Annotated in this window: 14 protein-coding genes; 4 read left to right on the top strand and 10 right to left on the bottom strand. The window is 42.8% G+C overall.

Features of this window, described 5'->3' with window-relative positions:
• Positions 1-40 precede the first annotated feature (40 nt).
• Positions 41-985 (bottom strand): mannose-6-phosphate isomerase, class I, encoded by a 945-nt coding sequence (manA, locus tag HMPREF9421_RS03960; protein WP_006597150.1) that lies wholly within the window; start codon positions 983-985, stop codon positions 41-43.
• A gap of 143 nt (positions 986-1,128) precedes the next feature.
• Between manA and queG the strand changes: the two genes are divergently transcribed.
• Positions 1,129-2,262, top strand: coding sequence for a tRNA epoxyqueuosine(34) reductase QueG (gene queG, locus HMPREF9421_RS03955; RefSeq protein ID WP_006595695.1), 1,134 nt, complete (start codon positions 1,129-1,131; stop codon positions 2,260-2,262).
• A gap of 321 nt (positions 2,263-2,583) precedes the next feature.
• On the opposite strand, the gene HMPREF9421_RS03950 is transcribed toward queG, so the two are convergent.
• The 4 genes from HMPREF9421_RS03950 to HMPREF9421_RS03935 form a co-directional block, all read right to left on the bottom strand.
• The gene (locus HMPREF9421_RS03950; protein WP_006597151.1) at positions 2,584-3,099 is read right to left on the bottom strand and encodes a phosphatase PAP2 family protein; all 516 of its coding nucleotides are present in this window, start codon (positions 3,097-3,099) and stop codon (positions 2,584-2,586) included.
• Between the two features lie 45 nt (positions 3,100-3,144).
• A complete protein-coding gene (locus HMPREF9421_RS03945; RefSeq protein WP_006597161.1) occupies positions 3,145-3,555 on the bottom strand; it encodes a peptide deformylase in 411 nt (136 codons plus the stop codon).
• A 107-nt stretch (positions 3,556-3,662) separates the two neighbouring features.
• Entirely contained in the window at positions 3,663-4,556 is an 894-nt protein-coding gene (gene scrK / locus HMPREF9421_RS03940) for a fructokinase ScrK (RefSeq protein ID WP_006595692.1), read from the bottom strand.
• Between the two features lie 199 nt (positions 4,557-4,755).
• A complete protein-coding gene (locus tag HMPREF9421_RS03935; RefSeq protein ID WP_006595691.1) occupies positions 4,756-6,672 on the bottom strand; it encodes a sucrose-specific PTS transporter subunit IIBC in 1,917 nt (638 codons plus the stop codon).
• Positions 6,673-7,051: 379 nt separating this feature from the next.
• Between HMPREF9421_RS03935 and HMPREF9421_RS03930 the strand changes: the two genes are divergently transcribed.
• Positions 7,052-8,506, top strand: a complete 1,455-nt coding sequence (locus tag HMPREF9421_RS03930) for a sucrose-6-phosphate hydrolase (RefSeq protein WP_006595690.1) — start codon at positions 7,052-7,054, stop codon at positions 8,504-8,506.
• The gene (locus HMPREF9421_RS03925) at positions 8,487-9,452 is read left to right on the top strand and encodes a LacI family DNA-binding transcriptional regulator (RefSeq protein WP_006595689.1); all 966 of its coding nucleotides are present in this window, start codon (positions 8,487-8,489) and stop codon (positions 9,450-9,452) included. Before HMPREF9421_RS03930 ends, HMPREF9421_RS03925 begins: the two co-directional genes overlap by 20 nt.
• 248 nt (positions 9,453-9,700) lie before the next feature.
• Here the strand turns inward: HMPREF9421_RS03925 and nusB are convergent, their stop codons facing one another.
• The 5 genes from nusB to uvrA all read right to left on the bottom strand — a co-directional run bounded on the left by nusB (position 9,701) and on the right by uvrA (position 15,086).
• Positions 9,701-10,129, bottom strand: coding sequence for a transcription antitermination factor NusB (gene nusB, locus HMPREF9421_RS03920; RefSeq protein ID WP_006595688.1), 429 nt, complete (start codon positions 10,127-10,129; stop codon positions 9,701-9,703).
• The gene (locus HMPREF9421_RS03915) at positions 10,122-10,511 is read right to left on the bottom strand and encodes an Asp23/Gls24 family envelope stress response protein (protein WP_006595687.1); all 390 of its coding nucleotides are present in this window, start codon (positions 10,509-10,511) and stop codon (positions 10,122-10,124) included. The genes nusB and HMPREF9421_RS03915 overlap by 8 nt, the downstream gene beginning before the upstream one ends.
• A 39-nt stretch (positions 10,512-10,550) precedes the next feature.
• Positions 10,551-11,111, bottom strand: coding sequence for an elongation factor P (gene efp, locus HMPREF9421_RS03910; RefSeq protein ID WP_006595686.1), 561 nt, complete (start codon positions 11,109-11,111; stop codon positions 10,551-10,553).
• 85 nt (positions 11,112-11,196) lie between these two features.
• Positions 11,197-12,264: a M24 family metallopeptidase gene (locus HMPREF9421_RS03905; RefSeq protein WP_006595685.1), complete on the bottom strand. Its 1,068-nt coding sequence runs from the start codon at positions 12,262-12,264 to the stop codon at positions 11,197-11,199.
• Entirely contained in the window at positions 12,261-15,086 is a 2,826-nt protein-coding gene (gene uvrA, locus HMPREF9421_RS03900) for an excinuclease ABC subunit UvrA (protein WP_006595684.1), read from the bottom strand. Before uvrA ends, HMPREF9421_RS03905 begins: the two co-directional genes overlap by 4 nt.
• A gap of 121 nt (positions 15,087-15,207) precedes the next feature.
• On the opposite strand from uvrA, the gene HMPREF9421_RS03895 reads away from it, so the two are divergent.
• The gene (locus HMPREF9421_RS03895; RefSeq protein WP_006597173.1) at positions 15,208-16,152 is read left to right on the top strand and encodes a magnesium transporter CorA family protein; all 945 of its coding nucleotides are present in this window, start codon (positions 15,208-15,210) and stop codon (positions 16,150-16,152) included.
• Positions 16,153-16,174 lie beyond the last annotated feature (22 nt).

The following is a 16,174-nucleotide window of genomic DNA, read 5'->3' as shown; positions in this document are numbered from 1 at the left end:
CAAAAGGCTGAGCACTTGATGACTCAACCTTCTTTCTTCTTTATGGATGACTGACAATTAATTCCATCTCTTCTCCTGACAAGGTCCAATTCTGGATATCACTCGTTAAGATAAAGTGGTCCCCTTTTCCAATCGGATAATTCTCCCCATCTACCTGAAGACTTCCTTGCCCTGAGAGAACGCTCACCAAGCTATAATCATGGGTCTTTTCAAATCGAACTTCCCCATTAACTACCCACTTGTGAACACCAAAGAAGTCATTGGCCACTAACAAAGTCGATGACAAGTGATCAACTTTTTCCTCAACTGGTCGGCTATTTGCCGGAGCACCTAAGTTCAGTACATCAATGGACTGTTCAATATGCAACTCACGTAGATTCCCTTGATCGTCTTTACGATCAAAGTCGTAAACCCGATAGGTCGTGTCGCTCGATTGCTGGGTTTCTAAAATCAAGATACCTGAACCGATCGCATGCATGGTTCCACTTGGTACATAGAAGAAATCTCCCGCTTTCACAGGAACCCGTGCTAAAAGATCATCCCATTCTTTGGCTTCGATCATTTGGCGCAATTCTTCCTTGGACTGGGCGTGATGACCATAGATAATCTCTGCCCCCTCATCAGCAGCAATAATATACCAACATTCGGTTTTTCCAAGTTCTCCTTCATGCTCCATTCCATAGGCATCATCTGGGTGAACCTGAACACTGAGCCAGTCATTTGCATCTAGAATCTTTGTCAACAAAGGAAAAACCGGTTCTGTTCGATCTCCAAATAATTCGCGATGCTCTGCATATAGTTGGTCTAAGCCCATTCCAGCATAAGGTCCATTCTTAACAACAGAAACACCATGTGGATGGGCCGAAATAGCCCAGTATTCACCAACATGGTCGCTCGGGATTTCATAGCCAAACTCATCTCGTAATCTAGTTCCACCCCAAATCTTTTCCTGCATAACGGATTGTAAAAATAACGGTTGTGACATACCTGCCTCCATATATCCTTGTATTCAATACCTTATTATACCAAATTCTACTCATTTTTGAAAGCCATGCTGAGCTGTTTAGACCCTTTTTAATTTTTTGCACGTTTTTCGCATTTTTACCAGCTTTCCGCTATAATAGGTATATGAATCTCAAAGAATCTATTATTGAATTGGCTCACTCCATTGGTATTTCAAAAATTGGCTTTACCACGGCAGATGATTTTTCCTATTTAGAAAAATCCCTCCGTCTAGCTGTGGAAGAAGGCCGAAATTCTGGTTTTGAGCACAAAAATATTGAAGAGCGAATCCAACCACGCTTAAGTTTAGCTTCTGCTAAAACGATTATTTCCATTGCCGTTGCCTATCCCCACAAGTTAAAACAACAACCTCAGAAGACGGCCTATAAACGCGGAAAATTCACCCCCAACAGCTGGGGCCTTGATTATCACTATGTCTTGCAGGATAAATTAGACCGGCTAGCACGAGGAATTGAAGAATTAACCGCCGACTTCGAATACAAGGGCATGGTGGATACCGGTGCCTTAGTAGATACCGCGGTTGCTCAACGAGCTGGGATTGGCTTTATCGGAAAGAACGGCCTCGTCATCTCAAAAGAATACGGTTCTTATATGTTTCTAGGGGAGCTGATCACCAACCTAGAAATTGAACCCGATCAAGCAGTCAACTATGGTTGTGGAGATTGCAACCGCTGTGTAGAAGCCTGCCCGACTTCTTGCTTAATCGGAGATGGCACCATGAATGCCCGACGTTGTCTATCCTTTCAGACCCAAGACAAGGGCATGATGGATATGGAATTCCGTAAAAAGATTAAAACGGTCATCTACGGCTGTGATATCTGTCAAATCTGTTGTCCCTACAACCGTGGTTTGGATAATCCACTAGCCACTGATATTGATCCGGAACTCGCTCACCCAGAATTAATCCCCTTTATCGAGCTATCCAATGGACAATTCAAAGAAAAATTCGGAATGGTCGCTGGTAGTTGGCGGGGGAAAAATATCCTTCAGCGCAATGCCATCATTGCATTGGCCAATGCTAACGACCGGTCTGCCATCCCTAAACTTTTAGAAATTATCGAAACCTCGCAAAACCAGATTCATATTGCAACCGCCATTTGGTCACTGGGAGAGCTGATTCGAGAAGTCACACCTGACTTGGTTGATTTATTAACTTCCCTCAAAAACCCTAGTCCAGCTATTATAGAAGAACGCGAACGATTTTTCCAAAAATTCCAACACCAAATCTCACATAATTAAAACTGCCTAACTAAGTTAGGCAGTTTCAGATTTAAGATAAAGTCTTCAGAAAAACTTTCCTTAGGTGAGTACGGACGTTAGGTGAAATTATCCAGTGGATGATTTCAGCAATCTAGGAAGTTCCATGACTAATTATTGAGCCTAAGGTCTCAATAATTCCGAATGCCTGAAACAATTATGTTTCAGGCATTTTCTCACAGCGGAAAGTTTTTATCTTCTTAAATAACTAAACAATAAAAGTCATTTTTTGGTAATCATCTAACTGTTTTATGTAAAACACTAGTTTGTCTACATTCAAAAACTTCTCTCATACAGCCTCTATCAGAAAATTCCTAATAGAGAAAAACTGACGATCCCCCATAGGAGTGCAACGACAAATCCGACTACGACATCACGGACAAAATGGAGTCCCGCCAGAACACGAACTCCTGCCAATAGCAGAGCCAAGAAGAGACCTAGGCTCGATAGAAGAGGATTCACACCCCAAGCTACCGTCGAAATGATTGCCGCCGAAAAAACATGCCGACTAGGCATGGAACTCCCCTTGCCTTCTCTCTCTAAAAGAGGGGGTAACGCGCCAAGCTCATAGGGACGGGGCCAATTGATTGCTTTTCGAATGACACTCAATAACATAAAGCCAGAGGCTGGAACCAACAGATAGGCAAGAACAACCCAAATCTCGGAAGCTTTCAGATAGGCTACCCAAAGAACATAAACATAAAGTAGTGGCATCAGGAGGGTGACGAGGCGGTTAGCCCACTTTAATAAAGAAAGATAATAGGGATGGGACACAAAAAATGGTCTAACCCGTTCATAGAACAAATATTCTTTTTTCATCAACAATTTCTCTTCGATCGATTCCTTAACAAGCAGCAACTGGACCTAGATCAAAATCCCTTCCAGGTGATCTAGCTCATGCTGGCAAATCTGGGCCGCAAAACCTTCTAAGCTTATGAGCTGAGGCTTCCAATTCATGTCGCGATAGGAGACTTGAATCTTTTCAAAGCGGCTCGTTTTTCGGCTCCCTGCCAAAGAAAGGCACCCCTCTTCTGTCTCATAAACTCCTTCTTTCTTGACTAGAACAGGGTTAAAGAGAACCAAGGGCATCAAACCAAATTGGATAATGATCACTCGCTTGCGTACCCCAATCATATTAGCCGCCATGCCAACACAGGAATCCTGGTGAGCTCGTAAGGTATCTTGTAAATCTTGCGCCAGATACAAATCCTCTTTTGTCGCTTCTTCAGATATTTGACTCAAAAAGAAGGGATCCTTCATAATGGCTTTTTCCATCATTTCTCCTCTCTTGCTTAAAAAAGAGAAGGTCATTCATCCATCTTCCCGACGAAGAACTCCCTCCCCTAGCATTCCATGCTTTCTGTTGTTTCAGCCTTAACTGATTAGTCTTTTTTGCTGACTTGTTTTGCTAAGACAAAGTTACCCAAGGTTGCTGAACCATTTCCAGCTACCGCAGGAGTCACGATGTAGTCACGAACATCTGGAACTGGTAAGTAGCCGTTCAATAATACTGTGAATTTTTCACGAACGCGATCCAACATGTGCTGTTGTGCCATCACTCCTCCACCAAATACAATCACATCTGGGCGGAAGGTTACAGTCGCATTGACAGCAGCTTGAGCAATATAGTAGGCTTGGATATCCCATACAGAGCTATTGAGTTCGATATTTTCCCCACGAATACCAGTACGAGCTTCCAAGCTTGGACCAGCCGCAAGACCTTCTAAACAGCCTCTGTGGAATGGGCACACACCATTAAATTCTTTTTCAACATCCATTGGGTGTTTGGCAACATAGTAATGGCCCATCTCAGGATGTCCTACTCCACCAATGAATTCACCACGCTGGATGACACCTGCACCAATCCCTGTACCAATTGTGTAGTAAACTAAGTTTTCAATCCGTGCACCCGCATTATTACGAGCGACAACCTCACCATATGCTGAGCTATTTACGTCCGTTGTAAAGTAAATCGGTACATTTAATGCACGACGAAAAGCACCGACCACATCAATATTCGCCCAATGTGGTTTGGGAGTTGTTGTAATAAAACCATATGTTTTTGAATTTTTATCAATGTCAATCGGTCCAAATGAACCAATCGCTAAACCAGCAAGAGTTTCAAATTTAGAGAAAAACTCAATACATTTATCAAGGGTTTCAATAGGGGTTGTTGTTGGAAACTGTGTCTTTTCAATGACATTATTATTTTCGTCACCTACAGCACAAACAAACTTTGTTCCACCAGCTTCAAGACTTCCATATAATTTAGTCATATCAATCCTCTTCTTCAATTCTCTTTTTTTCTATTATATCATAAAGGAAAACGGTTCACTTCTATTCCTTAAAGAAAAAACTACTCTTATTTATGTTTCAACATTAGGTGAGAAACTTTTTTATTCCAAACCTCATCTCCAAACAAAATTCAAGGACTGGAGGATACCCTAACCAGTCCTTGAGCAATCATATTTTAAATTATGCTTTTACTTCAATAATCGCATCGCCTTTAGCAACTGCACCAGTAGCTACTGGAGTTACTGAAGCATAGTCAGCTGTGTTTGTGACGATGACCATTGTTGTATCATCAAGACCAGCTGCTGCAATTTTAGCAGAATCAAATGTTCCAAGAACATCACCAGCTTTAACCTTGTCACCTTGTGCAACTTTTTGCTCAAAACCGTCACCATTCATTGAAACAGTGTCAATCCCAACGTGGATCAAGATTTCAGCACCATTCACTGTCTTCAAACCGAAGGCATGTCCAGTCGCAAAAGCAATCGTTACTTCAGCATCTGCAGGAGCATAAACGACACCTTCAGATGGCTTCACTGCAATCCCTTGACCCATAGCACCGCTTGAGAACACTGGATCATCCACTTTAGACAAAGCAACAGCTTGACCAACGATTGGTGAAATAATGGTTTCGTCTTGAAGAGATGCTGGAACAGTTCCAGTCACAGCTTCCTCAACAAAACGATCTGTTGTAGCACTTTCAGCAGCAACTACTGGTTCTTCATCTTTAAAACCAAACAAGTAAGTGAGTACAAAACCGAGAGCAGTTGTAACCAATACCATGAAGACATACTTCAAGAGTTGTCCGTTGATGTAAAGAAGCGTTCCAGGAATGATAGTGATTCCATAGCTAGTACCAGCCAATCCTAGAATGTTTGCTAACCAACCACCTGCTCCACCAGCGATAAGTCCCATAATAAATGGTTTACCATAACGAAGGTTGATACCAAAAATAGCTGGTTCAGTAATACCTAAACCTGCAGAAAGAGCTGCTGGGAAGGCAAGTGCTTTAATTTTTGGATTCTTTGTTTTAATACCAACAGCAAGAGTTGCTCCAAGCTGGGCAGTCATTGCTGCTGTAATGATCGCATTCAGCGGATTTGATCCTGTAGAAGTTACCAAGTTAGACTCTAAAAGGTTGAAGATATGGTGAACACCAGTAACGACGATGACTTGGTGAACACCACCAAGAATCAAACCACCTAGACCAACTGGTAGGCTGAGCAACCAAAGAGTAGCAATTTTTACGTATCCTTCAACTTCGTGGAAAATAGGACCAATAATAAACAAAGCCAAAATAGACATAATCAAGAATGTCAAGAATGGTACAACTAGTAGGTCCAATACATCTGGAATACGCTTACGAAGCCATTTTTCAAGTTTGGCACCAGTTAATCCGACGAAGAAGGCTGGTAATACAGAGTTCTGATAACCGACAACTTTGATAAATCCAAAGAAGAGGATTGGTTGCGCATCGCCAGAAGCTACTGCCCAAGCATTTGGTAAGGATGAGTTTACCATCATCAATCCTAGAACCAAACCAAGCAATGGATTTCCACCGAAGACACGGAATGCTGACCAACAGATCAAGGCTGGGAAGAAGGCAAATGCTGTATCTGTCAATACAACTGAATAAGTATAGAAGTTTGTTGCTTTAAAAGCTTCTGCGGTTGTTCCAAACAAGGCTAAAACTTGGTCTTGAACAATCGCACCACGAATCCCCATAAAGAGACCTGTCGCTACAATCGCTGGCAAAAGCGGTACAAAAACATCCCCGAAGGTACGGATGGCACGTTGGAACCAATTTCCTTGTTTCGCTGCTTCAGCTTTCATTTCATCTTTTGATGAAGTTGGCAAACCTAGAGCTACTACTTCTTCATAAATCTTGTTCACAGTACCAGTACCAAAGATGATTTGGTATTGACCTGAGTTAAAGAAAGCACCTTGAACTTTTTCAATATTTTCGACAGCATCTTTGTCGACTTTCTCTTCATCTTTCACCATCACGCGAAGACGAGTCGCACAGTGAGCAACACTGTTGACGTTCTCAACTCCACCGATCGCATCGATGACTTTTTTTGCAATTTCTGTATTTGACATTTGCAAAAATCTCCTTATTTTTATTGTTTTGAAAACGGTTCACCCGTCTCTACGCATTTAATTGTACCACGTATTAAAAATATGTCAACCGTTTTGCAGAAAGTTTTTGGCATTTATTTGCAATTTTTGATGGTTTGAAAATAGTGATTTTTATTTTCATTCACACTAACGCCTGCCTAGTGTAGAAAATAGACTTTATTCGGTTTTTTAATTTTCAAAAACTTTCATTCTTTCATTTGTTTTCACAAATCAAATCTAGCCTCCACCTCGATATTTTATGATGAACGTTTGACATTTTTTCTCAATTCTTTGACCAAAGTCTTGCTTTTTTTTATAGAAATCGGTACTATGGAAGTAAGAAAAATTTTGGAGGAGTCAAATGGAATGGACAACAGAACTTCGGTACAAACGGTATGAAGACTGGACCGAAGAAGAAAAGAAACAAATTAAAGAAAACATGGCTAATTCTCCTTGGCATACTCATTACCATGTCGAACCCAAAACTGGCCTTTTAAATGACCCGAATGGTTTCTCCTATTTTAATGGTAAATGGATTCTCTTTTACCAGAATTTTCCCTTTGGAGCCGCTCACGGATTGAAGTCTTGGGTACAACTGGAAAGTGATGATTTAGTTCATTTTAAAGAAACTGGTCTTAAGGTTTTACCAGACACACCTTTGGATAGCCACGGAGCCTATTCTGGTTCGGCTATGCAATTCGATGACGAACTTTTCTTATTCTATACAGGAAATGTACGAGATGAGAACTGGATCCGTCATCCCTACCAAATCGGGGCCCTTTTAGACCAGGATGGAAATCTTAAAAAAATCGACCAAATCCTCATTGATCAGCCAGAGGATGCTACCGATCATTTCCGCGACCCACAAATTTTTAAATTCAAAGATCAATACTATGCCATCGTCGGTGGTCAAGACCTTGAGAAAAAAGGATTCGTTCGCCTTTACAAAGCGGTGAATAACGATTATACCAACTGGGTTGAGGTAGGCGATCTTGATTTCAACAATGATCGTACAGCTTATATGATGGAGTGTCCTAACTTGGTCTTCGTCGGCGAGCAACCTGTTCTTCTTTATTGCCCTCAAGGTTTGGACAAAGCAGTCCTCGACTACGACAATATCTATCCAAATATGTATAAGATTGGGGCTTCCTTTGATCCTGAACAAGCTCGTCTCGTTGACGTATCTGAATTGCACAACTTGGACTACGGCTTCGAAGCCTATGCAACGCAAGGCTTCAACACTCCTGATGGAAGAGCCTTAACGGTTAGCTGGTTAGGTTTACCAGATGTCGCTTACCCATCCGATCGCTTTGACCACCAAGGAGCCTTCTCTTTGGTCAAAGAGCTAACTATTCAGGACGGTAAACTTTATCAATATCCGGTCGAAGCTGTAAAAGAGCTCCGCTCCACTTCTTCCGAGTTTACAAACAAGGAAACAACCAATAATTGCTACGAGTTAGAATTAGCCTTTGAAGCCAATAGCAAAAGTGAGATTATTCTCCTAGCTGATAAAGAAGGCAAAGGACTTTCTATTACTTTTGATATTGCAAATGGTCAAGTCATTGTCGACCGTAGCCAAGCTGGCGAACAGTATGCCCAAGAGTTTGGAACTACTCGTACTTGCCCAATCGAAAATCAAGCGACAACTGCTACAATTTTCATCGATAACTCGATTTTTGAAATCTTTATCAACAAAGGAGAAAAGGTATTCTCTGGTCGCGTCTTCCCGCATGCTGATCAAACTGGTATTTTGATCAAATCCGGAACACCTACTGGAACATACTACGAACTAGACTATGGTCGCAAAGCTCACTGATGTCGCCAAATTAGCTGGCGTCAGCCCCACGACAGTTTCACGAGTCATTAACAAAAAGGGCTATTTATCTGAAAAAACTGTCTCAAAAGTTAAAGAGGCCATGAGAGAATTGGGCTACAAGCCGAATACGATCGCTCGGAGCCTACAAGGAAAATCAGCCAAGTTAATCGGCTTAATCTTCCCCAAAATCAGCCATGTCTTCTATGCAGAATTAATCGATAAACTGGAAGAAGAACTGTTTAAACATGGGTATAAAACCATTATTTGTAATAGCGAGCATGATTCGGAAAAAGAACGTGAATACATCGAAATGCTAGAAGCCAATCAAGTGGATGGTATTATTTCTGGTAGTCATAATCTAGGGATTGAAGATTACAACCGGGTCGCAGCTCCTATCATCGCCTTTGATAGGAACCTCTCCCCTGAGATCCCTGTCGTCTCGTCTGATAACTACGCTGGTGGCGTTCTCGCTGCGGAAACCCTTGCCAAGACGGGGGCAAAAAAGATTATCATGCTCACAGGGAATGATAACTCCAATTCCCCTACTGGCCTCCGGCATGCTGGCTTTGCTTCCGTCCTACCAGAAGCACAAATTATCAATGTTTCCAGTGATTATTCACCCATTCGCAAAGAAATGGAAATCAAGTCCATCTTGACCCAGCAAAAACCGGATGCCATCTTTGCGTCTGACGATCTAACGGCTATTTTGGTGATGAAAATCGCTGACGAACTCGGCATTGCCATTCCAGAAGACCTGAAGATCATTGGCTATGACGGGACCTACTTTATCGAAAATTATTTCCCCCGTCTCACCACCATCAAGCAACCCTTACAAGAGATTGCTCGCCTGACAGTCGACCTTCTTCTTCAAAAAATCGAAGGAAAAGACGTAAAAACAACAGGCTATTTTCTCCCTGTTAGTGTTTTACCCGGCAAAAGTGTTTAAAAGAGAGTGGGACAGAAATCGGTAATTCGTTAGAATTCGATTTCGTCGTCCCACCTCCTCACAGTTGAGTAGGGCTGTAAAAGCTGATAAAATCAGCGCAGTAGAGCCCACTCAACCACTGCGTCTTGTTAGACAATCCAAAGTCAATTGAGAGGCCGAACTTTTGTACCAGTCTTTTTCCTTATCATGATCAAGCGAAGCTCTATACTCAAAAAGAAACCACCCTCAAAGGTGGTTTCTTTTCTATCTTATTCCGCTTCCGTTACGAATTGACTTAAGACACCATTCACAAACCGAGCAGATTTTTCATCTGAAAATGTTTTAGCTAATTCAATTGCTTCATTCACTGCAACCAACTGAGGGGTATCAAATGAAGTGATTTCAAACACACCCAAACGAAGAATGTTTTTCTCCACTAGAGTCAAGCGTTCGACGGTCCATCCAGTTTTCAAGTGTTGGGCAATCTGTTTATCCAATTCATCTTTTGATTGACGAACACCAGATACCAAATTGAGTAGAAAAGCTGGAATTTCCACTTCCTGGTCTGTTTCCTCTTTGTCATGAGTAAAAGCAAATCGACACGCTTCTACAACATCTCCTTCATACTCTAAACTCATTAGAGCTTGAAAGGCACGCTCCCGTAGATCACGACGTGATTCAAATAAAATATCAGTCATTGAGGAAATCCTCATTAAACAAATCTTTCAAATCAGGTTTCGCTGCTTTTTCAGTCACGATTCCAACCACATGGATATTGACATCATCCAAGGTCACATCTGCCATATTGTAGACAGCTGTTTTTACTGCCTTTTGGATCGCAACCGCTACTTTAGGGACTGCTACACCATACTCTAGATAGAGGTAAATATCAACAGAAATTTGACCATCTTCTTGTGTACGAAGGTAAACCCCACGTCCAAGAGCACGTTTTGAAAGGCTATCCGATACACTCTTATTTTCAAGAGAATGAACACCATCTACTTTTGCAGTCGCAATCGCAATAATTTTTTCTAGCACACGAGGTGCAATGACGATTTCGCCGTATTGTTCAGTTGCCATAGAAGTTCCTTTCTATCAGACCTATTTTTTTAGAGCTGATTAGGCACGAGAAACGTAAGTTCCTTCAGCTGTATTGATAATCAATTTTTGTCCTGCTTCGATGAAGTCTGGAACGTTTACCACAAGACCTGTTTCCATTGTAGCTGGTTTACCAGAACCTGTCACTGTAGCACCTTTAATAGATGGTTGAGTTTCAGCTACTGTCAATTCAACAGTTGTAGGAACCGTCACCCCAATCACTTCGCTTCCGTAGAATTGGATTTTCACTTCTGAGTTTTCAAGGATGTAAAGCAATTCGTTCTCAACATTGACAACAGGAATTTCATATTGGTCGTATGTTTCAGTATTCATGAAGTAAGCTGTGTCATCCATTTTATACAAGTATTGAGCTGGTACAGTTTCAATAATAGCTTGCTCAAATTTTTCTTCTGGACGGTAGCTTGTATCAAAAGTTGAACCAGTACGAACATCACGCAATTTCATACGCATGATGGTGTTTCCTTTACCTGGTTTGTGGTGGCTAGCTTCCAAAACGCGGATCAATTTTCCATCAGCTGTTTCAAAGGTCATACCAGCTTTCAACTTACTTGCTTCAATCATGTTTTCATACCTCTTTTTAAAAATATATTACTCTTTATTCTATCACAAATGCTCAGATTTCTCAAATCTGTCTCTGCAAATTTCCTTAGATCACAATCAATTCTTTCGGTGCCAAGGTCAAGACTTCACAACCGGTTTCCGTAATCAGGAGATCATCTTCAATCCGGACACCAGACAGGCCTTCAATGTAGATCCCTGGCTCATCTGTCAAGACCATGCCGGCCTTGATAACTTCTTTGGAAGTTTGACTGAAATAAGGCTCTTCATGGATGTCCAAGCCAATACCATGTCCAATTCCATGAGTAAAGTACTGACCGTATCCTGCAGCCTCAATAATATCTCGAGGAATTTTATCAAAATCACGGAAACCGAGTCCATCCTTGGCTTCAGCAATGAGAGCTTGGTTGGCTTTCAAGACCGTTTCATAAATTTCTCTTTCCTTGTCGCTGACATGACCTGCATAAATGGTCCGGGTCATATCACTGACGTAATGGTTGTAAAGACAGCCAAAGTCTAAGGTCAAGGCATCCCCAGCAGAGATGATGCGATCACTTGGAGTCGCATGGGGCATAGCAGAGCGTTCTCCCGCAGCGGAGATGATATCAAAGGATACACCTGACGCTCCCAATTCCCGCATTCTGAAATCGAGGAAGGTCGCCGCTTCTAATTCTGTTGTTTGGCCAACCTTGATAAACTCCAGCACATCTAGAAAGGCTTGATCTGAAATACTGCAAGCCTTGCGGATGGTTGCTACTTCTGTCTCATCTTTAATCAAACGAAACTCCATTACAAAATCAGACAAGGCTCTTAGAGCGACTCCTGAGAAAGCGGTCGCTAGACGGGTATGGTAGGCAACTGTGATCTCATCCTCAAAGCCAAGTTCTTGGATCGCTGCATCTTTGACTATTTTTGCCGCTTCTTCCAATTCATTGCGGGTTTCAACAATCTCAACAAAGGGGAAGCAAGTCGCATGGGCATGAATGGTGTAGCGCGAATCAGTGAAGAGGACCACGCGCTCTTCTGTCACCAAGACAGTCCCATTTGATCCCCAGAAATTAGTCAAATAGTAGACATTTTTCAAGTTGTTAATGAGGACAGCTTTTAGATCCTGTGCCTTCATTTTAGTTCGTAGATTTGTAATTCGTTGGTTCATTGTAATTTCCCTTTCAAATACTGTCCTGTAAAGCTAGCTGGGTTGCTGGCTACTTCTTCTGGTGTTCCTGTCGCAATAATGGTGCCACCACCGACTCCACCTTCTGGTCCTAAGTCGATGATATGGTCCGCTGTCTTAATGACATCTAAGTTGTGCTCAATAACCAAAACGGTATTGCCATCATCCACAAAGCGTTCCAAAACCTTGAGCAAACGAGAGATATCCTCTGTATGAAGTCCTGTTGTCGGCTCATCCAAGATATAGAAGGACTTGCCAGTTGAGCGCTTATGAAGCTCTGAAGCCAACTTCATCCGCTGGGCTTCTCCACCAGAAAGCGTCGTTGCCGGTTGTCCCAGGGTCACATAGCCCAAACCGACATCCTTGATGGTTTGTAATTTGCGATTAATCTTTGGAATATGTTTAAAGAAATCCACCGCATCATTGACGGTCATGTCCAAAATCTGGGAGATATTCTTCTCTTTATAGTGAACTTCTAAGGTTTCACTGTTGTAACGTCGCCCATGGCAGACTTCACACGGTACATAGACATCCGGTAGGAAATGCATCTCAATCTTGATAATACCATCTCCCGAACAAGCCTCACACCGGCCACCTTTGACGTTGAAACTAAAGCGGCCTTTTTTGTAGCCTCTAATCTTGGCTTCATTGGTTTGGGCAAAGAGGTCACGAATGTCGTCAAATACACCTGTATAGGTAGCCGGATTGGAGCGTGGAGTGCGGCCAATCGGACTTTGGTCGATATCAATCAGTCGATCAATGTGCTCGACACCTGAAATGGTTTTGTATTTCCCGGGTTTCTCTGAATTGCGGTTCAACTTTTGCGCCAGCGTTTTTTTCAAAATACTGTTGACTAAGGTTGACTTGCCTGAGCCTGAAACGCCAGTAACAGCAATGAACTTGCCCAGCGGGAAGCGAGCGGTCACCTCTTTTAAGTTATTTTCAGCAGCCCCTGTCAATTCGATAAAGCGACCGTTGCCCACCCGTCGTTCCGTTGGTACAGGGATAGCCCGTTTTCCAGAGAGGTACTGACCAGTGATGGATTTGCTATTGCGGGCTACCTGCTTAGGCGTTCCAGCCGCAACAATCTCGCCTCCAAAGACACCGGCTCCTGGACCGACGTCGATCAGGTAATCAGCCTCTCTCATGGTATCCTCATCGTGTTCGACAACGATCAAGGTATTGCCCAAATCACGCATCTTCTTGAGGCTAGCAATCAAGCGATCATTGTCCCGTTGATGAAGACCGATCGAAGGCTCATCCAGGATATAGAGGACACCTGAGAGGTTGGAGCCGATCTGGGTCGCCAAGCGAATCCGCTGACTCTCTCCCCCAGATAGAGTCCCGGCCGAGCGAGACAGGGTCAGATAGCTCAAGCCAACATTGTTCAAGAAGGTCAAACGATCCTTGACTTCTTTGAGAATAGGTCGAGCAATGGTCTCCTCATTCTTGGTTAATTTGAGATCAGCTACCACCTTAAGATGGTCCTCAATGGACAAGTCAGAGATTTGCCCAATATGTAGCCCCCTCTCTCCTCCTACTCGGACAGACAAGGCCTGGTCATTCAAGCGATACCCATGGCAGGTGACACAAGTCAATTCATTCATGTAGGACAACATCTGATTGCGAGTAAAGTCGCTAGACGTTTCGTGGTAACGGCGATTAATATTGGTAACGACCCCTTCAAAAGGAATGTCAATATCGCGAACCCCACCAAATTCATTCTCATAATGGAAATGGAATTCCTTGCCCTCAGAACCATAGAAAATCAAGTGTCGGTCTTCTGGGGACAAGTCTTCAAATGGCTTGTCCATATCAATCCCAAACTGGATCATGGCCTGCTCCAACATCTGAGGATAGTAGTTAGAAGAAATCGGATTCCAGGGTGCTAGTGCTCCTTCACGGAGAGTCTTGCTAGAATCTGGAACAACCAAATCCAAGTCCACCTCTAGCTTGATCCCTAGTCCATCACAATCTGGACAAGAGCCAAAGGGGGCATTAAATGAAAAGAGACGAGGTTCCAACTCAGGGACGGTAAAGCCACAAACCGGGCAAGCATAATGCTCTGAAAAGAGCAGTTCATTTTCGTCCATGGTATCGATGACCACGTAGCCATCTGCGATCCGAAGGGCCGCTTCGACCGAATCAAAGAGACGGGACCGAATGCCATCTTTGATGACAATCCGGTCTACGACAACCTCAATTGTGTGCTGTTGGCTTTTGGATAATTCTGGGACTTCTGTCACATCAAAGATCTCGCCATCCACACGCACCCGGACATAGCCGTCTTTTTGCACCTTTTCGATGATATTCTTATGTTGGCCTTTTTTCTTACGAACGATGGGCGCTAGAATTTGCAGGCGTTGGCGCTCTGGCAATTCCAAAACTTGGTCTACAATCTGCTCGACCGAAGAAGCCGTAATCGCTCCATGGCCATTGATACAGTAAGGAGTCCCCACACGAGCATATAGAAGGCGTAAGTAATCGTTAATTTCTGTTGTCGTTCCAACCGTTGACCGCGGATTTTTGCTGGTTGTTTTTTGGTCAATGGAAATGGCTGGACTTAGGCCATCAATCGAGTCCACATCGGGTTTTTCCATATTTCCTAAAAACTGACGAGCATAAGCTGACAGGCTCTCTACATAACGTCTTTGTCCTTCTGCATAGAGAGTGTCAAAGGCTAAGCTCGATTTCCCAGAACCTGATAGACCAGTGACCACGACCAGCTTATCTCGAGGGATTTCAACATCAATATTTTTTAAATTATGAGCACGCGCTCCATGAATGACAATTTTATCGAGCATTTCTTCCACTTTTCATCAATTTATTTATCCTTCATTATATCAAATTTTTCAGTATTCTTTTATCCAAAAGCGTGCTTTTTCTGTTATAATGTTAAGGTGTAAAAAAACAAGGGGAGGCACCATGAAACAGGTCTTTTTATCGACAACGACTGAATTTAAAGAAATAGAGACACTGGAACCCGGTAGCTGGATCAACCTTGTCAATCCTTCCCAAAGTGAATCGATGGAAATCGCCTCTGCTTTTAACATCGATATTGCCGACTTACGAGCACCACTCGATGCGGAAGAAATGTCCCGTATGACCATCGAAGATGAGTATACCTTGATCATCGTAGACGTTCCCATCAAGGAAGAGCGGAACAATCAGACCTACTATGTCACCATCCCTTTGGGAATTATCCTAACAGAAGAGGCTATCATCACCACTTGCTTGGAAGAGTTACCTCTCCTAGACACCTTTATCAATCGTCGCTTGCGGAATTTCTATACCTTCATGCGATCCCGCTTCATCTTCCAGATCCTTTATCGCAATGCCGAGCTCTACTTAACCGCGCTTCGTACCTTGGATCGCAAGAGTGAACAGATTGAAAGTCAACTGCACAAGTCAACGCGTAATGAGGAGCTGATTGAACTGATGGAGCTAGAAAAGACCATCGTCTACTTCAAGGCCTCTCTGAAAACCAATGAGCGCGTGATCAAGAAATTGACCAGTGCCACTAGTAACATCAAGAAATACCTGGAAGACGAGGATCTGTTGGAAGATACCTTGATCGAGACCCAACAGGCCATTGAGATGGCGGATATTTATGGAAACATTCTCCACTCTATGACCGATACCTTCGCATCGATCATCTCCAACAACCAGAATAATATCATGAAGACCTTGGCCATGGTGACCATCGTCATGTCCATCCCAACTATGATCTTCTCGGCTTATGGCATGAACTTTAAAAACAATGATCTCCCCCTCAACGGAGAACCTAATGCTTTCTGGCTCATTATCTTTATTGCCTTTGCCATGACCGGATCGCTCGTTGTCTACCTCATCCATAAAAAATGGTTCTAACACCTACTAATAACACTAAGGA

This window comes from Streptococcus australis ATCC 700641 (genome assembly GCF_000186465.1).
Taxonomy (GTDB): Bacteria; Bacillota; Bacilli; order Lactobacillales; family Streptococcaceae; genus Streptococcus; species Streptococcus australis.
Note: the sequence above shows the minus strand (reverse complement) of the source record. Positions and strands in the feature narration are given on the sequence as shown.

Bases quoted from the DNA above. Each gene is read 5' to 3' on its own strand.
- queG (WP_006595695.1), top strand. From the start codon at position 1,129: ATGAATCTCAAAGAATCTATTATTGAATTGGCTCACTCCATTGGTATT.
- manA (WP_006597150.1), bottom strand. From the start codon at position 985: ATGTCACAACCGTTATTTTTACAATCCGTTATGCAGGAAAAGATTTGG.
- nusB (WP_006595688.1), bottom strand. From the start codon at position 10,129: ATGACTGATATTTTATTTGAATCACGTCGTGATCTACGGGAGCGTGCC.
- HMPREF9421_RS03915 (WP_006595687.1), bottom strand. From the start codon at position 10,511: ATGGCAACTGAACAATACGGCGAAATCGTCATTGCACCTCGTGTGCTA.
- uvrA (WP_006595684.1), bottom strand. From the start codon at position 15,086: ATGCTCGATAAAATTGTCATTCATGGAGCGCGTGCTCATAATTTAAAA.
- HMPREF9421_RS03925 (WP_006595689.1), top strand. From the start codon at position 8,487: ATGGTCGCAAAGCTCACTGATGTCGCCAAATTAGCTGGCGTCAGCCCC.
- efp (WP_006595686.1), bottom strand. From the start codon at position 11,111: ATGATTGAAGCAAGTAAGTTGAAAGCTGGTATGACCTTTGAAACAGCT.
- HMPREF9421_RS03895 (WP_006597173.1), top strand. From the start codon at position 15,208: ATGAAACAGGTCTTTTTATCGACAACGACTGAATTTAAAGAAATAGAG.
- HMPREF9421_RS03950 (WP_006597151.1), bottom strand. From the start codon at position 3,099: ATGAAAAAAGAATATTTGTTCTATGAACGGGTTAGACCATTTTTTGTG.
- HMPREF9421_RS03945 (WP_006597161.1), bottom strand. From the start codon at position 3,555: ATGGAAAAAGCCATTATGAAGGATCCCTTCTTTTTGAGTCAAATATCT.
- scrK (WP_006595692.1), bottom strand. From the start codon at position 4,556: ATGACTAAATTATATGGAAGTCTTGAAGCTGGTGGAACAAAGTTTGTT.
- HMPREF9421_RS03935 (WP_006595691.1), bottom strand. From the start codon at position 6,672: ATGTCAAATACAGAAATTGCAAAAAAAGTCATCGATGCGATCGGTGGA.
- HMPREF9421_RS03905 (WP_006595685.1), bottom strand. From the start codon at position 12,264: ATGAACCAACGAATTACAAATCTACGAACTAAAATGAAGGCACAGGAT.
- HMPREF9421_RS03930 (WP_006595690.1), top strand. From the start codon at position 7,052: ATGGAATGGACAACAGAACTTCGGTACAAACGGTATGAAGACTGGACC.